This is a genomic window from Amycolatopsis pigmentata, from assembly GCF_042684065.1.
GTDB lineage: Bacteria > Actinomycetota > Actinomycetes > Mycobacteriales > Pseudonocardiaceae > Amycolatopsis_E > Amycolatopsis_E pigmentata.
In genome coordinates this window covers 1-20,526 of record NZ_JBHUKR010000026.1, presented here as the reverse complement: position 1 = coordinate 20,526, position 20,526 = coordinate 1, and the positions used below count along the sequence as shown (strand labels likewise).

The window sequence follows — 20,526 nt, the reverse complement described above, 5'->3', positions numbered from 1 at the left end:
GGCGTCGATGACTCAGGTTCGCGTAGCAGGTGTCGGCATGGTCCCTTTCGCGAAACCCAGCGCCGGGAAGCACTATGAGGAGCTCGCGCCCGCGGCGATCGAGGCGGCTCTTGCCGATGCCGGTCTTGATCTGGCCGACGTGCGGCAGGTTTTCGCGTCGTATGTGTACGGCGACTCGACCTGCGGGCAGGCGGCCCTGTACCGGTTGGGAATGCCGGGCGTGCCGCTGGTGAACGTCAGCAACAACTGCTCGAGCGGCTCCTCGGCGCTGTGGCTGGCGCGCCAGGCGATCGTCTCGCGTGAGGTCGATGTCGCGCTGGCGTTCGGGTTCGAGGAGATGCGGCCGGGGGCGCTGGTCGATCACTGGACCGACCGACTCAGCCCGGTGGCCTCGTTCATGGCCAGGCACGACGAGTTGTACGGGGTGGCACCGGCCGGGACACCGGGCGCGGCACAGGTTTTCGGCGCCGCCGGGCGGGCGCACCAGGAGCGATTCGGCACTTCCGCTGAAGCCTTCGCACTCATCTCGGTCAAGGCCCGGCGGCACGCCGCCGCCAACCCGTACGCGGTCTTCCGTGAGGAGATCACTCTCGACGAGGTGCTGGCCTCACCGCAGATCTACGGTCCCTTGACCCGGTTGCAGTGCTGCCCGCCGACCAGCGGTGCCGCCGCGGTCGTGCTGGTGAGCGAGGAGTACGCCAAGCGGCACGGAACGGCGGCGAAGGTGCGAATCGCCGGGCAGATGCTGGCCACCGACACCGAGACGACCTTTACCGGTGACGCGCGACAGCTCGTCGGGTACGACATCGCCGTCCGGGCCGCGGAAGGGGCCTATGCGCAGGCAGGGATCGGGCCTGAGGACGTGCCGGTGGTCGAGTTGCACGACTGCTTCACCGCGAACGAGCTGATCGCCTACGAAGCGCTCGGCCTGACTCCGGAGGGGACGGCGGAGAAGTTCATTGTGGACGGACAGAACACCCACGGCGGCCGAGTGGTGACGAACCCCTCCGGTGGGTTGTTGTCGAAAGGACATCCGCTCGGCGCGACCGGTCTCGCCCAGTGCGCGGAGCTGACCTGGCAACTGCGCGGACAGGCCGGCGACCGGCAGGTGGAGGGCGCGAAGGTCGCGCTGCAGCACAACGTCGGCCTTGGTTCGGCATGCGTGGTGACGGTCTACGAATCCGTGAACTGAGAATCCGGGAAACAACGTGAGCATTCCACGTTCCGCGATCGGAACCACACCGCCCTTGACCATGACCGTCGAACGCGGCAGGTTGCAGCTGTTCGCGAAGTCGATCGGTGAAACCGAGCCGTGTTACCAATCCGACCAAAAGCAGGCGGAGACGGACCGCAGCCAATCTGGCTGGCAAGTGGGGGACCGATTGGAACCGCTTGCCCTGCCACCGATCTCACGGACTACGCTGGCGCTTTTCGCTGGAGGCTCCGGCGATCACAACGCACTGCACATCGACGTGGACGCGGCGCGCGCCGCGGGTCTTGAGATGTCTTCGCGCAGGGCATGCTGAGCATGGCTTACCTCGGCAGGCTCCTCACCGGCCATTTCCGCCCAGGGCAGCTGCGCGAGTTTTCCGTGCGCTTCAACGCGATCACACCCGTTCATGCCCGGCCGACCTGTTTCGGACAGATCGTCGATGCGCGAGAGGGCGACCTCCTGATCGACCTTCGGGTCGAACTCGCCGACGGCACCGTGACACTCACCGGGCAAGCCACCGTCCGTCCGAAGGAGACTGAACTGTGACGACACTCGAGGGCAAGACAGCGCTGGTCACCGGCAGCGGCCGCGGTATCGGCCGTCAGGTGGCGCTGAAACTGGCGGCCGCGGGTGCCGCTGTCGTGGTCAACGACCTCGACGCCGAACCCGCGGAGCAGACGGTGGCCGACATCGTCGCCGCGGGCGGACAGGCGGTGGCCGTACCGGGCAGCGTCGCCGACCCCGGTTTCGCCGACACGTTCGTCGGCGCCGCGGTCGACACCTTCGGAGGCATCGACATCATCGTCAACAATGCCGGCTTCACCTGGGACAACGTGATCCAGAAGATGTCCGACGAGCAGTGGGACGCGATCCTGGCGGTGCACCTCACCGCTCCGTTCCGGATCCTGCGCGCTGCCCAGCCGGTGATCAAGGCGGCCGTGGCGGCCGATCGTGCGGCCGGCCGCACGGTGTGCCGCAAGGTGGTCAACGTCAGTTCGCTGTCCGGTATCTACGGCACCGTGGGGCAGGCGAACTACTCGGCCGCCAAGGCCGGCCTCGAGGGGCTGACCCGTACGCTCGCGAAGGAGTGGGGGCGGCTGAACACCACGGTGAACGCCGTCGCGTTCGGACTCATCGGCACCCGGTTGACCACGGCCGCCGACGAAGGCGCCACGATCGACGTGCGGGGTCAGGAGATCAAGGTCGGCATCAACCCACAGTTGCTCGAGCGACTCGAAGAGCTCATCCCGCTGCGGCGGGCGGGCACGCCCGAGGACGCGGCCGGAGCGGTGTACCTGTTGTGCATTCCCGAGTCCGACTACATCTCCGGGCAGACGCTCCAATGTGCCGGCGGCTTCACCGGCTGACCGGGTGGCCGCGGCGATCACCTCGTCAGACGCTCCTCGGCGATTTCCACCCAGGTCTTGATGAGCCGTTCGTCGGAGGAGTCCGGGCGCAGCACGCGACGAGCGGCCGCGCCACGCATCGCGTCTCCCAGCAGGTCGGTGACCTTCTCGAACTCGGGCGAGGAGTTGAACGGCGGACCGAACAGCTCCGCCGTCGAGGCCCGGATCGAATGCCCGAGTATCCGTTCCTGCGGGATCAACGGGCCGAGCAGGTCCGGGTCGTGCCGTGCGGCCATCCAGAGTTCGAGCGCGGCGGTGAACAGGGGCCCGTCGAAACTGGACCAGAGCACGCGAATCGCCCATTCGATGCGGCCGGCACCCGGCGGGGCTTTCGCACGCGTCAGCTTGATCACCTCGTCCAGCCGTTGCCGGGTGAGATGATCGACCGCCGCGAGCATCAGTTCGGTGCGCGAGGCGAAATGATGCAGCAGCGCTCCGCGCGACACCCCCGCCCGGCGCTGTACCTCGGCGGTCGTCGTCGCCTGATAGCCCACTTCGGACAGGCACAGGGTCGTCGCGTCGAGCAGCCGTCGGCGCATCGCGGCCGATCGCTCGGCTTGCGTCCTGCTCGTCCTGACTGTATTGCCGGCCACCAAACACTCCTACTGTTTCAGCGAAATCGACCGCGGGCATGGTGTATCGGCACGGTCGATTCTCCCACATTACAGCCTACCCTGACGGTAAATTCGTGTTTCCCAGACAGGAGATTCCGGGTGAAAGTCGACCTCATGTTCGCCGGCGACGTCCCGGCGATCACCACAACCGCCAAGGCCGCCGAGAAGGCCGGCCTCGACGGGTTTCTCGTCCCGGAGACGAGCCACGACGCGTTCCTGAACCTTGCCGTCGCCGCCGTCGGCACCTCTGAAATCCAACTCGGCTCCGCCATCGCGATCGCCTTCGCGCGCACGCCGATGACCGTAGCCGTCAGCGCGTGCGACCTGCAGCGTCTTTCCGGCGGCCGGTTGCTGTTAGGGCTTGGTACGCAGATTCGACCGCACATCACGAAGCGCTACGGCATGCCGTGGTCACACCCGGCCGCACGGATGCGCGAATTCGTCACGGCGATCCGGGCGATCTGGCGTAGTTGGCAGGACGGAACGAAACTCGACTTTCGCGGCGATTTCTACACCCACACGCTGATGACGCCGATGTTCGATCCGGGTCCGTTGCCGTACGCCGCGCCCCGGATCGTCCTCGCCGCGGTGGGCACGGAGATGACCCGCGTCGCGGGCGAGGTGGCCGATGGCGTCATCTGCCATCCGCTGACCACTCCGCGATACCTGGCGGACACGATGCGCCCTTTGCTGCCCGGAGGGGAGTTCACGATCGCCGGCGAGGTGCTGGTGGCCACCGGCGTGGGCGAAGACGAGCTCTCCGCCGCGATCGAGGCGACTCGGCGGCAGGTCGCCTTCTACGCCTCGACACCTGCCTACCGGCCGATCCTGGACCAGCACGGCTGCGGCGAATTGCAGAGCGAACTCAATGTGTTGTCGAAACGGGGTGCTTGGACAGACATGGCGAAACTGATCACCGACGAGATCCTCACGACCTTCGCCGTCGTCGCGGAACCGGACAGGGTGGGGGAGACCGTCTCCCAGCGCTTCGCCGGTCTGCTCGACCGGGTCACCTTGGTCTTCCCGCGCAAGCCTCGGCTCGACACGGCACTGACCGCGTCGCGAAGCGTTCAAGCCGCCGCAGCGGCGGTGACCCGATGAGCAGGTACGGACTGGCCACCATCCGCACCGAGATGATCACGGGCGGCACGGTGCTCGCGACGCTGCATCGGCCGCAGCGGCTCAACGCGCTGAGCTACGACATGTGGTCCGATCTGGCGCGGCTGGTGGACCTCGTCGATGAGGACGCCGAAACGCGGGTCCTGGTGATCACCGGGAGCGGCCGTGGATTCTGCGCGGGCGCGGATCTGGACTTCATCGATCAGCTCCCCCGGATGAGGACCGAAGAGTTCATGCGTGACCAGGAGTTCGGTGCCGGGGTGATCGCCAAGCTGCGGCACTTGCCCAAGCCCGTGATCGCCGCGGTGAACGGTCCCGCCGCGGGCGGCGGGTTGGCGATCGCGCTGGCGGCCGACGTTCGGATCGCGAGCCCACAGGCGAAGTTCAACGTCGCTTTTGTCCGATTAGGACTGTCCGGTTGCGATGTCGGGGTCTCCTGGCTGTTGCCGCGGGTGGTCGGGCTCGGACACGCATCGGAACTGATGCTGTCCGGACGGTTGATCGACGCGGCCGAGGCCTGCCGGATCGGTTTGGTGAACCGGGTGAGCGAGGATCTGCCCGCGGATGCGGCCGCGCTGGCGGCCGAGTTCGCCGCGAACAGCCCGTTCGGGCTGCGGCTGACCAAGCAGGTGCTGCAACTGAACGTCGATGCCCCGTCGATGGAGGCGGCGATCGAACTGGAGAACCGCAACCAGGTGCTCGCCTCCCGCACCGACGACATGGCCGAAGCGGTGGCGGCGTTCCGTGAGCGCCGCACGCCGCGGTTCGGTCAGGATGCGTAGCCCAGATAGTCCCGGGCGATAGCCGCCTCGTCGAGGTCGGTGGCCGGACCGCGATAGGCGGTCCGGCCCTTGACGAGCAGCATCGCGGTGTCGGCGAGATCGAGGGCACGGGAGACGTACTGTTCCACGATGATCAGAGCCGTCCCGTCCGCGACAAGGGTGCGCAGTGCGGCGAAGATGTCGTCGAGCACCACCGGTGCGAGTCCCATCGACACCTCGTCGATGAGGACGACGCGGGGCCGCGTGAGGTAGGCCCGGGCCATCGCGAGCATTTGCTGCTGGCCGCCGGAGAGCGTACCCGCCGTCTGGCGGATCCGGTCACGCAGCACCGGGAACAGGTGCGCGACCCGGTCCAGACCGGCTTCCGCGCGTTCCGCCGACCCCGCCTGCAAACGCAGGTTCTGCGCGACGGTCAGGTTGCGAAAAATGCCCCGGCCCTCCGGGATCAGGCACAACCCGCGAGCCACGCGCTGGTGCGCGGGCGCCCGGGTGACATCGGTACCGTCGAGCACTACCCGCCCCGCCCAAGGGCGGATCACGCCTGCCGCCGCTCGCAGCAACGTGGATTTCCCCGCTCCGTTGGCGCCGAGGACCGCGAGCACCTCGCCGGCGTGCACGGTGACGGACACCTCCCGCAGCGCGGTGAGGCTCTCGTATCCGGCGGTGACCCCGGACATTTCGATCACTGGTGCGGTCATCGTCGTGTCTCCGTGATTTCTTTCTGACCCAGGTAGGCCTGACGCACGACGGCGGAGCCGAGAACCTCTTGCGGCGTCCCGTCGATGATGGGTTTGCCGAAGTCGAGGACGTAGACCTGGCTACACAGCCTGGTGATCAGCGTCAGGTCGTGCTCGACGAGCAGAATCCCGGCACCATCCTCCGCGATGGTGGCGAGGATGTCGCCGAACCGCGCTGTTTCCTCGTGATCCAACCCGGAGGACGGTTCGTCGAGCAGCAGCAGCCCGAAGTCGCCCGCCAGGCAGCGGGCGAGTTCGACCAGCCGGCGCTGCCCGGTCGACAGTGTCCAAACAGGAGCGACGGCCAGTTCCTCGATGCCGCACAGGCTGATTGCCCACTCCGCACGCGTGTCGATCTCACGCCGTTGGCCGCGAGGTGAAATCAGGTGGGTGCATGGATTCCATCCCGCATAACGCGCTTCGCGTCCCATCGCGACGTTCTCCCGGACGGTGAGCGTCTCGAACAGTTCCATGCGCTGGAAGGTCCGGCCGAGGCCACGTCGTGCCCGCGCGGCGGGCCCCAGCCTGCCGATCGGTTCGCCGTTGAGCGTCACCGTGCCTGAGGCCGGGCGCACCAGGCCGGAGCAGGCGTTGAAAACCGTGGTCTTGCCCGCGCCGTTAGGGCCGATCAACCCCGTTACGGTGCCGGCTCTCGCCTCCACCGTGACACCGTCGACCGCGACCAGACCGCCGTACCGGACGACGGCGTTGTCCACGTTCAGCCGTATGGCATCGGTCTGGTGACGCACCGCGGCGACCGTTGTCGTGCGCCGTCGGCGTGGCGCCGGAATCCGGTCGAGGATCCGGCGGACCGCGCCGGGAATGGTGGCGGGACGGGACTGGATGGCGGCGACGACCGTGGCCACCCCGAACGCGACCGTCAACGCGCTGGTGACCACCACCTCGTTCGAAACGTAGGCCGGCACGAGGACCTGCCCCGCCGCCGCGACCGCGGCGTACCACGGCAACCGGCCGATCGCGATGGCCGCCAGCGCGAACAGTTGCAGCGAGGTGATCGGCTGGTACCCGTCCGGGCCGACGTAGCCGGTGGTCGCGCCGTCGAGTACGCCACCGATCGCGGCCAATGACGCGGACAGGCAGAACACCAGCACTTTGCTGACATTGATCGAGGCACCGTTCGCGGACAGCCCGGTCGGGCTGTCCGCCATGGCTCGCAACAACCGTCCGAGGCGGCCGTTTTCGAGCGCCAGAACAAGAAGTGCGACAGCGACCGCGAATGCGAGGACGACGTAGTAGTAACCGGTGTCGCCGGTGAGGCCAGCGGTTTCCGGACGTGGAATGGTCAGCCCCAGGCCCAGGGCGCCGAACAGGTACGACTGGTTGTAGAACATCGCCTGCAGTAACAATCCGAACCCGAGCGTGGCGAGCGCCAGATACAGGCCGGGAAACCGGATGGCGGGGATCGCGAGCAGCGCGCCGACCGGTGCGGCCGCGAGCCCGGCGACGAGCACCGCGATCAGCCACGGCCAGTGGCCTTCCGCCGTGACGTGCCCGAACACGACGACGCCGATCACCATGAAGCTCACATGCGCAAGCGAAACTTGACCGGAGAGCCGCACCAGCAGGCCGAGAGACAGGAACACGATGCCGTAGGCGAGGAACCGGGTCCACGCGTTCAGCTGGAAACCAGCGAACAGTGGGACCGCGGCCAGTACGGTGAGCAAAGCGACCGCTCCGGCGCCGCGCACCATTGGTGGCGGGCGCCACGCGGTGGTCGCGGTGCGCCGTACCGCCGCGCCACTGATCGGGCTTCGCAGCCGGGGTGCGGCGACCAGGAGCAGGAACAGCAGGAGGAAGGGCAGCGCCGCGGACAGCCCACCGAGCAGGCTGGTGGTGTCGACGAAGTACTTCTGCAGCAACGCCTGCGCCACTCCCAGCACGAGGCCGCCGGCGTAGACGAGCGGCAGGTTGGTGAAGGCGCCGAGCGCGGCGGCGCCGAACGCGGTCACGATGAGCAGGGTCAGGGCGGTGGAATCCAGCTGTAGCAACGGAACCAGCAAGACCCCGGACAGCGTCGCCGTGCACGAGCCGATCATCCAGGCGATCCGGCGCACGCGCACCGGATCGGTGCCGGTCAGCTCCAACAGCACGGGGTCGTCGACGACCGCGGACATGGCCAAACCGGTCTGCGTATACCGCAGCAGCAGGGTCAGCGCGATCGCGACCGCCAGCGCGAGACCGATGATGATGAGCCGGTACACCGCGACCGGCGTGCCGAAGATGTCGACGGCCGCGGTGGGCAGGTACTGCGGTACCGAGCGTTGGACGCCCGGGGTGTAGACCAGGTCGATCCCACCCTGGACCACGAGCAGGAGCCCGACCGTGCCGAGCACGGTCACGGTCAGCGGCCGTGCTTGCAGGCGGCGGGTCAGTCCTTCCAGCACGAGACCGACGCCCGGGCCGGCGACGAACACGCAGATCGCCGCCGCTACCGGCCACGGAATGTGCTGCTGGACATTGAGGAAGTAGAAGAGGAATGCCCCGACGCTGGCCAGCGCGCCGTGCGCGACGTTGAAGATGCCGGAGGTCTTGTAGGTCAACACGAGGCCGGTCGCGGCGAGCGCGAACACGGACCCGGTGGTCAGCCCGGCGAGAACGAACGGCAGCATGCGAGTTCCTACTTGGTCATCTGCTGCAGAACCGGGGCGATCAGCGGGTCGATCGTCGCGGCCGGGATGCAGGTGGGCTTGGCGCCGTCGAGCGACTGGAACTGGCCGAACGGGCTCCACCGGAAGTAGCACTGCGCGCTGGCCGGCTTCTCCGGGGTGAACACGATCGGAGGCACGATGCCGTCCAGCGTCTGCCCCTTGAGGCGGTAGAGGCCCTGCTTGATCGCGTCGGAGGTCACCGCGCCAGGTGCGGTCTTCGCGGCGGCGGCGAACAGCTGCGCCGAGGCCCAGGCGCGCAACGCCATGGAGTTGTCCTGTTCGGTCCCGGTCATCGCGGACCCGTACTTTTCCAGTGCCTGCCGGTAAGCGTGGACGCCGGGCACCGAGGTGTCGAAGAACGGGGCGACCACATCGAGCACGACGCTGTCGCGGTAGACCGGATCGGTCTTCCACTGCAGGTTGGTCAGCGCCCCGCTGATGATCTGCTTGGCCTGCACACCTTGCTGCGCGCAGGTGTCGTTCATCCGCTGAGCCAGTTCGTTGGACAGCGAGTTGAAGATCGCGCTGACCCCCGCGGTGGCGAACTGCTGGCAGAACGCGGTGAAATCGGCGGTAGTCGCGGGAACCTTGGCCGCGACCGGAATCTGCACGCTCTGCGCCTTGACGAAGATCTGCAGCAGTTGCGCCTGCTGGGCACAGCTGGGTTGTTCGGCACAGTAGGCCATGCCGAGCTTGCCGCCGGCGGCTTTCGCCTGTTCCCCAAGCCCGTAGACGACCGCGAACGCGGAGCCCTGCGCGTTGAAGTTGTTGCCGTCGATGTAGGAGCCCGTTTCGGTGGTGGCGCTCAGGATCGGCACCCCCTTGCTCGCCGCGTAAGGCTGCCACGCGGTGTCACCGGCGTCCTGGTTGGCGACCACGGCCACCACGTGGTCCCGGTCGATGAGTTCGCGAACCGCGGCGTTGGCGGCCCCCGTGGTGGTGCCGATGTCCTTGGTGATCACCTTGACGTGCTTGCCGTTGATCCCGCCGGCCGCGTTGATCGTCTGCTCCCAGGCGGACAACACCTGGGGCACGGCGCCGTAAGTGCTCGAATAGGTGCCCGTGTAAGGGCCCAGGCTGCCGATGACGATGTCGTCGTTCGAGGTGCCGGTTGACGCACCGCAGGCGGAAAGTGTGACGGCAGTGGCGGTGGCGAGCAGGGCGGTTCCTGCCCTGCGAATTTGTGCGAAGGTCATCATGTCGTGATCCTTGGTTCAGGGCGCGGGAATGGTCGCGCAGTTGTCGGGGGCGGGAGCGCCGGCGAACCGGTTGTCCAGGAACGCGAGCGCACCGGGCAGTCCCGCTGTCGCCGCGGCGCTGTGGTCGCCTGGGTACTCGACGTGCTGCACGGTGGCGCCGCCGGCGCAGTACTGGCGCATGACTGCGCGATCACCGCCGACAGGGGTCAGCTGGTCTTCGCTGCCGTGGTAGTCATGGACCGGTGCGGTGGGAATGCCACCGAGCCCGACGGGACTGACGTCGTGCACGAATCGCTGGAACGGGCCTCCGGTCAAGGAACCGGGGTAGGCTTCGAACTGCGCCAGCGTGGCGAAGAACGGTCCTTTTTTGACGGCGTCGGTCGTGCAGCCGTGCGACACGGAGTCCACGAGGCCTTGTGCGTATGCGTTGAGATATCGCTCGACGTGTGCCTCGGGATAAGAGTGTTCCAGCGCGGCGAGCGCGAAGGGGATGTCACCGGAGAACACCGTGCCGCTGACCGCTTGCAGTGTCTCGTTGCCGTCCGCGAGCAGCCCGCCCATGGTGATCGCGCTCAGCCGGAGTTCGGGTGCGTACCGGCGTTGCGCCTGCGCGGCGACCGCGGTCGCGTGCCCGCCGCCCGAGTAGCCCCACATTCCGACCGGTGATCGCGACGAGACGCCGGCCGGCCCGAACCGCAGCGCCGCACGGATCCCGTCCAGCACGCCGTGTGCCGTGCCGGCAGCGCCGAAGAACTCGGACTCTGGCCCCTCGTAATCCGGGACGACGACCGTCCAGCCACGGGAGAGCGCGGCGGCCATGGAGGACTCGTCGGCCTGGATGGTGCCGACCGTGCCCGCGCGTAGTTGGTAGGAAGGCGCGCAGGTCAGCGCAAGCCCGTCCTCGGGCACCTGGTACGACAACAGCGGGCGGGCGCCGCCCGGCTTCGGGAGTCCACGCGGAACCAGGATTGTTTCCACGGTCGCGGTCGGGCGCCAGTGGTTGTCCGTGGTCCGGTACAACACCTGCCAGGCCTCACCCGAGAGCGCGCCGCTTTGCGGGGGTAGTTCGACCCGGCGCGAGCGCAGTACCGCGCCCGGCGGCACGCTCTCCAGGCGAGGCGGGACAGAGTAGAAATGATCGTCCGACGGCACCGGAACCGGTCCGGGTGACCTCGCCGCGCCGGCGGACGCGGTCAGGAACGCCATCGTGACCGCTGCGGCGCCCACTACCACCGCCACTCGGCGAAATAACCGACGCATGAGCACGCTCCCTGTCCTCGTTGTCAGGCTCGCTCGGGCTAAAACAGTCTGATCTGACTGATACTTTGAGTCAAGTACTTCGGGATGCGGCCATGCAAAACCAGTTAGTCTCGACTTTATGCCGAGAGTTGCGTACGGTCAGCCCTGACCGCAAGCAAGAAAGGGGCGGTGTCATGGGCGACACTGGCATGGCTGCGACGACGTTCGGCGAGGCGTTGGCCCGGTTTGCGGCCGAGGACCCGGAGCGGCCCGCCATCACCTGCGGGAGCGACATGCTCAGCCGGGGGGAACTGGAGCGTCGCAGCAATCAGCTCGCCCGTGCGTACGCCGCACACGGCGTGCGTGGTGGTGACTTCGTCAGCATCGTCCTCGGTAACTCGCCCGACTACTTCGCGGCCGCCTTCGCCATCTGGAAGCTCGGCGCCGTCCCGCAGCCGCTGTCGCCGAGCATGACTTCGCGCGAAATCTCCGGGATAGTCGACTTGGTGCGGCCTGCCGGTGTGGTCGGGGCGGCGGTCTCGCCGGCATATCGCGACCTGCCCTCGGAGGCGCCCGCGTTCGACGATCGCCCGCTGGCCCCGGCCATCGCACCGGTCTGGAAGGCGACGGTGACGGGAGGCAGTACCGGCCGGCCGAAGGTCATCGTGGTCGACACGCCCGCAGTCGTCGAGCAGATCGTGCCCGTGGCCGACAGCGTCGACCTCCCGCGGCAGGACACCGTTGTGGTGCCAGGGCCGCTGCACCACAATGCGCCGTTCCTGTTCGCGACGCTCGGGCTTCTCGCTGGTTCACATGTCGTGCTGCAGTCGCGGTTCGACGCGGAACGGCTGCTGGCGGATGTCGCCGGGCACCGCGCCGGCTGGCTTTATGTCGTGCCCACGATGATGCAGCGGATCTGGCGGCTCGACCCCGCGATCCGTGCGCGATACGACCTGTCAGCCCTCCGGCGCGTCGTCCACATGGCGGCGCCGTGCCCGTCCTGGCTCAAGCGCGCGTGGATCGATTGGCTCGGCCCCGACCGGCTCCTCGAAGTGTTCTCGGCCACCGAGTCGCTTGCCGCGACGCGGATCGACGGGAACGAGTGGTTGCGGCACCCCGGCTCGGTCGGCAGGCCCGCGATCGGTGAGATCGAGATCTGGGACGAGGACGAGACGCGGCTTCCCCCAGGGCGGACCGGCCGGGTCTGGCTCCGCCGTGGCCCGGGTGTCCCGGCGGGCTACCACTACATCGGTAGCAACCCGAACGAACGGGATGGTGGCTGGCAATGCCTCGGCGACGTCGGCTACTTCGACGAGGACGGCTACCTCTACCTCACCGACCGGGACAGCGACATGATCGTCGTCGGCGGCTCGAACGTGTATCCGGCGGAACTCGAAGCCGCCCTCGACGAGCACCCGGCCGTGCTCACCTCCTGTGTGATCGGTCTGCCCCACGCCGACCTCGGCGCCGCCCCACACGCCATCGTCCAGACGACGCGTGCGGTCCCCACGGAAGAATTTGACCGCTTCCTCCGGGACCGCATCTCGCCGTACAAGCTCCCCAGGTCTTACGAGTTCACCGACCAGCCTCTCCGTGACGACGCGGGCAAAGTTCGCCGAGCAGCCTTGCGCGCCGAACGGGTCACGATGATCCCGTGATCCGGCTCAGGCGTTCGGCCAGCATGGTGAACCAGGTCGCGATGGAACGCTGGTATCCATCCGGACGACGACACCTTTGACGGAGATGGGGAACGAACTGAGGCCGGAGGCCGGGTTCATCCTGGGGCGCCCCTCTGGAGTGGTCTGTCACCACAGATCGCCGATGTCCTTTCGCCGCAGGGAGAAACCGCTTTCCATACCGCGCTGGCCGATCGCGGGTTCGCACAGTTTTCCGGGATAACCAGCGCCACCTCTTTCTTGACTCTCAATCAAGATAACCCTAGCCTTCGCGTCAACTGGCTCTTGATCGCAAGTCAAGAGCGACAGGCGAGCTGAATAAGGCAGGCGATGGAAACTTCGGCGGAGAAAGACAGCCACACTGCGCCGGTGCGGCGGGACGTGTGGTTCGAGTCAGGGGGCGTGCGGTGCGCGGCGTGGCTGTACATACCGGCAGCGGAAGGCGGGCCTCGGCCGTTGGTGGTCATGGCGCACGGGTTGGGTGCGGTGCGGGAGTGGCGGTTGGACGCGTTCGCGGAGCGGTTCGCCGCGCAAGGGTGGATGGTGCTGGTGTTCGACTACCGGTACCTGGGTGCCAGCGAGGGATCTCCTCGGCAGTTGCTCGACATCGGCGACCAGCTCGACGACTGGCGGGCGGCACTGACCTACGGCCGGTCCCTGCCGGAGGTCGACCCGGACCGGATCGCGGTGTGGGGGACCTCGTTCGGCGGCGGGCACGTGCTGCGGGTCGCAAGCGAGGACCACGGCGTGGCCGCGGTGGTGGCCCAGTGTCCGTTCACCGACGGTCCGGCGTCGTTGATGTCCCGGTTCCGGTCCAGCCCATTGAGCATGATCGGGCTCATCATCAGCGCTGTGCTCGATGTCGTCGGGTCGGTGTTCGGGGCGAAGCCAGTGCTGGCTCCGGTGGTCGGGGTCTGGTGGATGCCCGCCTTCCTGGTGTCGCCGACCGCGATCGCCGCGGCGTCCAAGCTGATACCGGCGGGGTCTCGGCTCTCGCCCCGCACCGCCGGGGCCCTTGCCCGGGTCCCAGCCGTGGGCAAGGGGCTGTCTCCGACCGTCGAGACGGGTGGGCAGCCGTTCCGCCCTGGCGACACCGCTGTTGGCCGCGACACGATCTGGGGTGTCATGGTCGGCTCGGACGGTGGCGGCGACAGCGCCAACGCGATCGCGGCCCGGCTTGCGTTGCGGTTACCGCTGTACCGGCCGGGCAGGGACATGCGCAGGGTCGCCGCGGCGACCCTGTTGTGCGTGTGCGACGACGACCGCGCTGCCCCTGCGCGCACCACGGCCCGCCTTGCGGTCGGGCACGACCACGTCCAGGTCAACCATTACGACGGTGACCACTTCGACATCTACGTCGGTGACCTGTTCGAGCGTGCCGTCGCAGACCAGATTCAGTTCCTCGCAGCCCGGTTCACGGCCGCGGCGGGCCGGTAGCCGACCCGCCGCATCACCTGGACTCGGGGGAACTCGGCACGGCGGCGATGCCGCGGGCACTGCGCACCAACGTCTCGACGACGGCGCGATCGCCCGCGGCATCGGCTGCGTGTGTCAGCATCCCTTCGACGACGAACACCCCGATCCGGGTCATCGCGTCCTGCTCGGTCTCCGGCACGCCCAACGCGGCCAGATGCCACCGCAGGATCGTCTCCACCTGCGCGTGGAAGCCGTCGTGCCACACCCGCAGTGACTCCGATGCCGCGACCCTGGCGTGTACCGTCGTGACCAGCCGATCGACCCGCCGCAACTCGGTGACTGCCCACAACAACTGCTCGACCGGCGGTTCGGCCGAGCGTTCCGCCACGCCGGCCAGGAACTGCGCGAACAGCGCGTCCAGAACAGCGACCAGTACCTCGTCCTTGTCCTTGAAGTACCAGTAGACGGTATTGGAGGTCACCCCCGCCTCACGCCCGATCCGCGCCACCGTCGTGGGGTCGTAGCCTTCTTCCACGAACAACCGTGTGGCCGCGGCGACGATCTCACCGCGCTTCTCTTCCCGGTCCTGCGGGCGTCGGTTACGCGGCATCCCCCACCTGGACAGATCGGTCACGCTGGAAACCCCACTGTAAAGGGACACGGCACCACAGGCGCTCTCGACCCGTAACGCCGCACCGCACGGCGACCTGATCGAGATGTTCAACGCGATCGAGGACGACAACGAGGTCATCGGAGGCCAACAACGCCGACCGGGCAGCCAACGCCGAGCGTCGCCGGTAGTTGTGGGCCAACAGGAGCCAAGGCCCGGTCATGACGGAGTTGCGTCGGCTCAGGCCGAGCACGCCGCCATGCCGCCCTACCGTCGGCCCGTCAGTCCTGTGCCGCAGAAGGCGATCCTGCGCACGCTGCGGGCCGCGCTGAACGACGCGATCGCCCAGCAGCGGGCCGACCTTCAATCCTGCCGCGCACTTCGACATCGCCGTCACCGTGGAACGGCCAATGGTGTGGACCGACGAACGCGTCGACCACTGGCACGCGACCGGGCTGCGCCCCGGGAAGGTACTGGTGTGGCAGCCCAAGCACGTCGGCATGTTCTTCGACCACGTGGCCGATCAACATCATCGTCCAACGGACCGAGACCAACGGGTACGAAGAAAAGGCGCCCAAGGCGGATTCAAGGCGACCCGTGAAACTCGATCACGAGGACACGGCCCTACTGCTTCGACACCACGAACGACAGCAGCGCCGCGAGGCGGAACTGGTCGAGGCGTGGTTCGACTCCGGCAAAGTGTTCACCCGCCCCGACGGCTCACCACTGCGGCCGTCCTGGATCGGCGAACGCTTCGCCCAGCACATCGCCGCCGCAAGCCTCCCGCCGATCCGGCTGCACGACTGCCGCCACACCGCGGCCACGATGCCGCTCGCCATCGGCACGGACATCAAAGTGGTCCAGCGAATGTTCGGTCACAGCACGCGGAGCACGACCTCGGACATCTACACATCCGTGCTGAACGAGCTTCTCGCCGAGGCCGCCGGATCACTCGTGACACTGATCCCCCGAAGCCCCGGCCCGAGAGGGGCCAGCTCTTCGGGCAACAACTCTGCGCCCAAAGAGCTGGTTTCCAGCGGAGGGGGTGATCGTCTCTAACCTCGTAGAGCGGTGCTCACGCTCCTGTTTCCCCAGGTCAGAGCTCCAGTGGAGCTGGTGTGGCGGGTAGAGGATTCGAACCTCTGAAGGCAGTGCCGTCTGATTTACAGAGTGCCGCACAAACCGCTCTTGACCTGCGGTTTCCCCGTTTACCTCCAAGGTTTGACCGCATATTTGCCAAACCGCATGGGCGACCCTCAGCGCTGTGCGGCGCAGAGTCATTCAGCGGTCTGCAACGCGGGCGGCTGCGAGTGGACGCCATGACAGGCCCGGATTCGACGTGTCGAGTCTGACGCCGCTGCTGATGGTGGATGATGTGTGGATGGGGCAACGGCAGGAGACGAGCCCGACAGGGGATGGAGTGTGTTCACAGGGTCTGGGATCTGGCTCGGTCAATTCTGTGGTTGGACGGGCGTCAGGCGGTGTGCAAGCTCGGGACGTCCACGGTGACATTGTCATCCACAACCATGGCGGCGGACCGGAAATGGTGTGGCCGCACCGGGTGGGCGTGGTGCCGTGGCGTGCGGGGCGCTTCCAAGACCGCGCAGTATCGGCAGTGCTGACGCAGGCAGTGGCCGAGTGCGAAACGGCGTCGGCAGTTGTCCTGTTGGGTCTGGGCGGTGTAGGCAAAACGCAGCTAGCTGCCGACTACGCCGAAGGCGCATGGGCAGCAGGCGAGATCGATCTACTGATCTGGGTACCGGCTGGCTCGCGCGACGCTATCGTGTCCACGTATGCTACAGCGGCAACCGAACTCCGCTGGCACAACGGCCAGGATGCTGAGCAGGGCGGACGCCGATTCCTCGCGGAACTGGCCGCCACATCGAAGCGGTGGCTAATCGTGCTCGACGACCTGCAAAGCCCCGGTGACATGCGGGGGTTGTGGCCTCCACCTGCTGCAACGGGGCGGGTAGTTGTAACTACCCGCCGACGCGATGCTGTGCGGCGGGGAGACCCGCGTCGGGTAGTCGTCCCTGTCGGTGTATTCACCCCAGCCGAATCGCTGTCCTATCTGAAAGCCAAGCTCAGTGATGACGCACATCTGGCCAAGGGTGCGGCGGCGCTCGCCGACGACCTTGGTCACCTGCCGCTGGCTCTAGCCCAAGCTGCCGCTTACCTGATCGACGAAGAGTTGACCTGCAACGAATACCGAGACCTGCTGGCCGATCGACGGCGGACACTTCTCGACCTGGTGCCCGAACCGGAGGCGCTGCCAGACGACCACAGTGACACGATCGCGGCAACTTGGTCCCTATCGATCGACGCCGCCGCCAAGATGCGCCCAGTCGGTCTCGCCCCTCACGTCCTGAACCTTGCCGCCGTCCTGAACCCCAACGGCATTCCCGCTGAGGTCTTCACCGCCCCCTTCGCCCTGGTACACCTAACCCTCCGCCTCAAGAGCATCGTCACGACCGACGACGTTCGTAGAGCCCTCCGCTGCTTGCATCGGTTGAACCTGGCCACAGTGCACCTCAACCAGCCACTCCAAGCTGTCCGGATACACGCCCTGGTCCAACGCGCCGTCCGCGAACGGCTCACCGACACTTCGCTTGGGGAAGTCGCTCACGCTGCGGCCGACGCTTTGCTACACACGTGGCCAGAAATCGAGCGCGACAGTGAATTCGCTCAGGTACTGCGCGCCAACGCGGACAGCCTGCACATCAACACCGGCCTGCATCTATGGGAGCCCGACGCACACGTGGTGCTGTTTCGCGCCGGCCAAAGTCTCGGCGAAAGTGGTCAGGTCGCCGCCGCAGTAGCCCACTTCCGCGAACTACTCATCACGGCCGCAGATCACCTCGGCCCCGATGAACTCGTTACCCTTGCCGCCCGAAATAACTTTGCGTCGTGGCAAGTTGAGGCAGGAGACCTCGCCTCCGCGATTGCTGAATTGGAACAGCTACTCACCGACCACCTGCGGATTCTCGGCCCCGATGACCCAGCAACCCTCACCATCCGCAGCAACATCGCATGCTGCCGAGCTGAGGCGGGATACCTCACCGCCGCGATTGCCGAGTCGGAACAGCTACTCACCGATCAGCTGCGGATTTTCGGCGCCGATGACCCCGACACCCTGTTGACGCGCAGAAGCCTTGCCTCCTGGCGAGCCCAGACTGGAGACGTTGCCGCTGTCGCGGAGTTGGAAGAGCTACTTACAGACCACCTGCGGATTCTCGGCGCGGATCACCCCGACACGCTAACCGCCCGTAACACCCTCGCATTCTGTCGCGCTGAGGCGGGAGATCTCGCCCGCGCGATTGTTGAGCTGCAACAGCTATGCACCGACCGAGAGCGTATCCTCGGCCCGGATCACCCCGAAACCCTCACCGCCCGGAGCAATCTCGCACACTGTCGCGCTGGGGCGGGAGATCTCGCCGGCGCGATTGTTGAGCTGGAACAGCTATGCACCGATCACCTGCGTATCCTCGGCGCCGATCACCCCGACACGCTAACCACCCGTAACAACCTCGCAGATTGCCGCGGTGAGGCGGGAGATCTCGCCCGCGCGATTGTTGAGCTGCAACAGCTATGCACTGATCAATTGCGTATCATCGGCCCGGATCACCCCAACGCCCTGCGTACCCGCAACAACCTCGCCTCCCGACGACTTGACGCCGGATATGTCGAAGCCGTTGCCGAGTTGGAACAGTTACTCACCGATCACCTGCGTATCCTCGGCGCCGATCACCCCGATACCCTAATCACCCGTAACAACCTCGCACACTGTCGAGCTCGGGCCGGAGATCTTACTCGCGCGATTGTTGAGCTGGAACAGCTACGCACCGACCGAGAGCGTATCCTCGGCCCGGATCACCCCGAAACCCTCGCCGCCCGGCACCGCCTCGCAAATTGCCGAGGCGCAGCCGGAGATGTCGCCGCCGTCACTGAGCTGAGACAGCTACTCACCGACCAACTGCGGGTTCTCGGCGCCGATCACCCTGAAACCCTCGCCGCCCGGAGCAACCTCGCATACTGCCGGGGCCTGACTGGAGACGCCGCTACTGCTGAGTTGGAACAGCTACTCACCGACCAGTTGAGAATCCTCGGGCCGGACCATCCCGGCACTCTCATTGTCCGCAGCAACCTCGCATACTGTCGGGGCACAGCCGGAGATGTTGTCACCGCCATCACTGAGCTGAGACAGCTACTCACTGACCACCTGCGGATCGTCGGAGCCGACCATCCCGACACCCGGACCATCCGCAACGCGCTCGAACACTGGGAGAAAAGCCTTTCCTAGTCGAGGTTGCGCTCTCCGGCCTCCGCCGTGTTGGCGGGCAACCTGCCGCTGACATGCGATAGCCCTGAACCCGCGCGGTGGTGCGCTCGCTGCTATCAGACCGGCCGACGCGGAGAGCGTCCAGGGGGCAGGACCATCTAGGTCGATCCGACCCGGACGCCATGTGGCCACGCGAGACATCTTCCGACCTGTGATCGGCCGACCGCACATCTTGTGAACTGGTGATATGCGCGGGGTACATATGGCGGCCGCTGATATGCATAGGTGACGGTTCCTAGCGGCGGGTTTAGGCGCCAAGGTCGTGGCACCGACTTCGTAGCGCTAGGGAGCGACGCACATGGTGACCGTGATCAGCAGGCAGGCGCGGCTGCAGTCGGCCGCGTTGGAGTACGTGATCCATGGGTGGGGGGTTGTGCCCGGGCCTGCGTGTGATGGCGTGCGGTATACGGCGGGGCATTGTGACCGGGTGGTACGTGGGTTGGTGCCGGCGTTGCCGTCCGGGCGGACATTGCGGGACGCGCGCGTGGTGTGGAGTTGGTGGAGGGTCGCGCCGTACGGCGTTCTCGCGCGGGCAGGCGAGGACTTCGACGTGATCAGCGTGCCTGGTGCGTTGGCGCGGGAAATGAGTCGCCGCGTTCGGCTTTCCCCGAACGGATGCCCGGTCGCGAAAGGTCCTGGCGGCGCAGTGTTCCTTGTGCGTCTCGGTGCGGTGTTGCGGCCGGAGTTGGCGGCGCACGGCGTGCGGGTAATTGAACGAGGTGAACTGGTGGCGTTACCTCCCACCTGTGTGCTCGGGGGGACGGTGAAATGGTCCGTTCACCCGACAGCCACTCAATTTATGTGGGATTTGGGCGACGCGGAGGAGATGCAAGCCGCGCTGTGGGATACAGCTCAGCGCGGTATCCGCGCGCGGCAGGGCTTGCCCTACCGATACCGAGCGAACGGCGCGGTTGTCGACACCACCGGGGGGTATTTGACCTGAGCATTACTAGTGACATGCGGAAATATCAAAAAACCAGGTGAGGAAAGTAGCGGACACCTGTCATGAGCTTCAAAATCGAAACCAGCACCCCTGCTTACATCTACGAAACGATGGCTGACCACATCGAGGCTCGGATCATGTCCGGGGAACTGCGGCCCGGCGATCCGTTACCTGCGGAACGAAAGCTTGCCGAGGACTACGAGGTGTCGTTGGGGACAGCGCGCCGCGCCACAGAGGCACTACGTCATCGCGGCCTGGTCGTCACGTTGCGGTCCAAGGGAACGTTTGTCGTCGACGCGAACCGGCGAGACCACTCCGGTGTCAACGCGACCGTCCACCACATCACGCCCGACCGCGGAGAGCTGCACGGCTGAGGGCTCTCCCTGCTTCACGTTGCAGCCAAGGAAACCCTTGCGTAGATAGCGGAACTCACCCTAGCTCGGCCGACGCTTCCGCGCCGTGGCGTCGGCCGGGCCACGTTACTCCTGGCCGCCTAGCGTTTCGGTGGTTGTTGCGCAGCGGAAGCCGGTGTCGTCGTCGCACATGGTCGCGGCGGCGTCGTTG

General features: G+C 66.9%; 18 protein-coding genes. 12 read left to right on the top strand and 6 right to left on the bottom strand.

Going from position 1 to position 20,526, the window contains the following annotated elements; all coding sequences use genetic code 11:
• Positions 1-7 precede the first annotated feature (7 nt).
• From ACFSXZ_RS38445 to ACFSXZ_RS38430, 4 genes are read left to right on the top strand one after another with little or no spacing between them, the layout of a single operon-like run.
• The gene (locus ACFSXZ_RS38445) at positions 8-1,192 is read left to right on the top strand and encodes a thiolase C-terminal domain-containing protein (RefSeq protein WP_378271213.1); all 1,185 of its coding nucleotides are present in this window, start codon (positions 8-10) and stop codon (positions 1,190-1,192) included.
• Positions 1,193-1,208: 16 nt separating this feature from the next.
• The gene (locus ACFSXZ_RS38440) at positions 1,209-1,526 is read left to right on the top strand and encodes a hypothetical protein (protein WP_378271211.1); all 318 of its coding nucleotides are present in this window, start codon (positions 1,209-1,211) and stop codon (positions 1,524-1,526) included.
• The gene (locus tag ACFSXZ_RS38435) at positions 1,520-1,759 is read left to right on the top strand and encodes a hypothetical protein (protein WP_378271210.1); all 240 of its coding nucleotides are present in this window, start codon (positions 1,520-1,522) and stop codon (positions 1,757-1,759) included. The genes ACFSXZ_RS38440 and ACFSXZ_RS38435 overlap by 7 nt, the downstream gene beginning before the upstream one ends.
• The gene (locus ACFSXZ_RS38430) at positions 1,756-2,580 is read left to right on the top strand and encodes an SDR family NAD(P)-dependent oxidoreductase (protein ID WP_378271208.1); all 825 of its coding nucleotides are present in this window, start codon (positions 1,756-1,758) and stop codon (positions 2,578-2,580) included. Before ACFSXZ_RS38435 ends, ACFSXZ_RS38430 begins: the two co-directional genes overlap by 4 nt.
• Positions 2,581-2,597: 17 nt before the next feature.
• On the opposite strand, the gene ACFSXZ_RS38425 is transcribed toward ACFSXZ_RS38430, so the two are convergent.
• Complete coding sequence (locus tag ACFSXZ_RS38425) at positions 2,598-3,212, bottom strand: TetR/AcrR family transcriptional regulator (protein ID WP_378271207.1); 615 nt, start codon at positions 3,210-3,212, stop codon at positions 2,598-2,600.
• A 120-nt stretch (positions 3,213-3,332) separates the two neighbouring features.
• On the opposite strand from ACFSXZ_RS38425, the gene ACFSXZ_RS38420 reads away from it, so the two are divergent.
• Both ACFSXZ_RS38420 and ACFSXZ_RS38415 read left to right on the top strand, forming a co-directional pair.
• The gene (locus ACFSXZ_RS38420; protein WP_378271205.1) at positions 3,333-4,334 is read left to right on the top strand and encodes a TIGR03617 family F420-dependent LLM class oxidoreductase; all 1,002 of its coding nucleotides are present in this window, start codon (positions 3,333-3,335) and stop codon (positions 4,332-4,334) included.
• Positions 4,331-5,134 carry an enoyl-CoA hydratase/isomerase family protein gene (locus ACFSXZ_RS38415; protein WP_378271203.1) on the top strand — a complete coding sequence of 268 codons (804 nt, stop codon included), beginning with the start codon at positions 4,331-4,333 and terminating at the stop codon, positions 5,132-5,134. Before ACFSXZ_RS38420 ends, ACFSXZ_RS38415 begins: the two co-directional genes overlap by 4 nt.
• Here ACFSXZ_RS38415 and ACFSXZ_RS38410 read toward each other — a convergent pair.
• Genes ACFSXZ_RS38410 through ACFSXZ_RS38395 form a run of 4 tightly spaced genes read right to left on the bottom strand, consistent with a single transcriptional unit; the run spans position 5,122 to position 10,999 of the window.
• Positions 5,122-5,832, bottom strand: a complete 711-nt coding sequence (locus ACFSXZ_RS38410) for an ABC transporter ATP-binding protein (protein ID WP_378271201.1) — start codon at positions 5,830-5,832, stop codon at positions 5,122-5,124. The two genes, ACFSXZ_RS38415 and ACFSXZ_RS38410, sit on opposite strands and share 13 nt — an antisense overlap.
• The gene (locus tag ACFSXZ_RS38405) at positions 5,829-8,501 is read right to left on the bottom strand and encodes an ABC transporter permease subunit (protein ID WP_378271200.1); all 2,673 of its coding nucleotides are present in this window, start codon (positions 8,499-8,501) and stop codon (positions 5,829-5,831) included. The genes ACFSXZ_RS38410 and ACFSXZ_RS38405 overlap by 4 nt, the downstream gene beginning before the upstream one ends.
• 8 nt (positions 8,502-8,509) lie before the next feature.
• Positions 8,510-9,739: an ABC transporter substrate-binding protein gene (locus ACFSXZ_RS38400; protein WP_378271198.1), complete on the bottom strand. Its 1,230-nt coding sequence runs from the start codon at positions 9,737-9,739 to the stop codon at positions 8,510-8,512.
• 15 nt (positions 9,740-9,754) lie between these two features.
• Complete coding sequence (locus ACFSXZ_RS38395; protein WP_378271197.1) at positions 9,755-10,999, bottom strand: lipase family protein; 1,245 nt, start codon at positions 10,997-10,999, stop codon at positions 9,755-9,757.
• 173 nt (positions 11,000-11,172) lie between these two features.
• Between ACFSXZ_RS38395 and ACFSXZ_RS38390 the strand changes: the two genes are divergently transcribed.
• Positions 11,173-12,636 (top strand): AMP-binding protein, encoded by a 1,464-nt coding sequence (locus ACFSXZ_RS38390; protein ID WP_378271196.1) that lies wholly within the window; start codon positions 11,173-11,175, stop codon positions 12,634-12,636.
• Positions 12,637-13,023: 387 nt separating this feature from the next.
• Positions 13,024-14,091, top strand: a complete 1,068-nt coding sequence (locus tag ACFSXZ_RS38385; protein WP_378271195.1) for an alpha/beta hydrolase — start codon at positions 13,024-13,026, stop codon at positions 14,089-14,091.
• Between the two features lie 13 nt (positions 14,092-14,104).
• On the opposite strand, the gene ACFSXZ_RS38380 is transcribed toward ACFSXZ_RS38385, so the two are convergent.
• The gene (locus ACFSXZ_RS38380; protein WP_378271194.1) at positions 14,105-14,680 is read right to left on the bottom strand and encodes a TetR/AcrR family transcriptional regulator; all 576 of its coding nucleotides are present in this window, start codon (positions 14,678-14,680) and stop codon (positions 14,105-14,107) included.
• A 597-nt stretch (positions 14,681-15,277) separates the two neighbouring features.
• Here ACFSXZ_RS38380 and ACFSXZ_RS38375 point away from each other — a divergent pair.
• The 4 genes from ACFSXZ_RS38375 to ACFSXZ_RS38360 all read left to right on the top strand — a co-directional run bounded on the left by ACFSXZ_RS38375 (position 15,278) and on the right by ACFSXZ_RS38360 (position 20,336).
• Positions 15,278-15,739: a tyrosine-type recombinase/integrase gene (locus ACFSXZ_RS38375; protein WP_378271193.1), complete on the top strand. Its 462-nt coding sequence runs from the start codon at positions 15,278-15,280 to the stop codon at positions 15,737-15,739.
• A gap of 280 nt (positions 15,740-16,019) precedes the next feature.
• Positions 16,020-18,980: a tetratricopeptide repeat protein gene (locus ACFSXZ_RS38370; protein ID WP_378271191.1), complete on the top strand. Its 2,961-nt coding sequence runs from the start codon at positions 16,020-16,022 to the stop codon at positions 18,978-18,980.
• 337 nt (positions 18,981-19,317) lie between these two features.
• Positions 19,318-19,962 (top strand): hypothetical protein, encoded by a 645-nt coding sequence (locus tag ACFSXZ_RS38365; RefSeq protein ID WP_378271190.1) that lies wholly within the window; start codon positions 19,318-19,320, stop codon positions 19,960-19,962.
• A gap of 62 nt (positions 19,963-20,024) precedes the next feature.
• Complete coding sequence (locus tag ACFSXZ_RS38360; RefSeq protein ID WP_378271188.1) at positions 20,025-20,336, top strand: winged helix-turn-helix domain-containing protein; 312 nt, start codon at positions 20,025-20,027, stop codon at positions 20,334-20,336.
• The last annotated feature ends 190 nt before the right edge of the window (positions 20,337-20,526 follow it).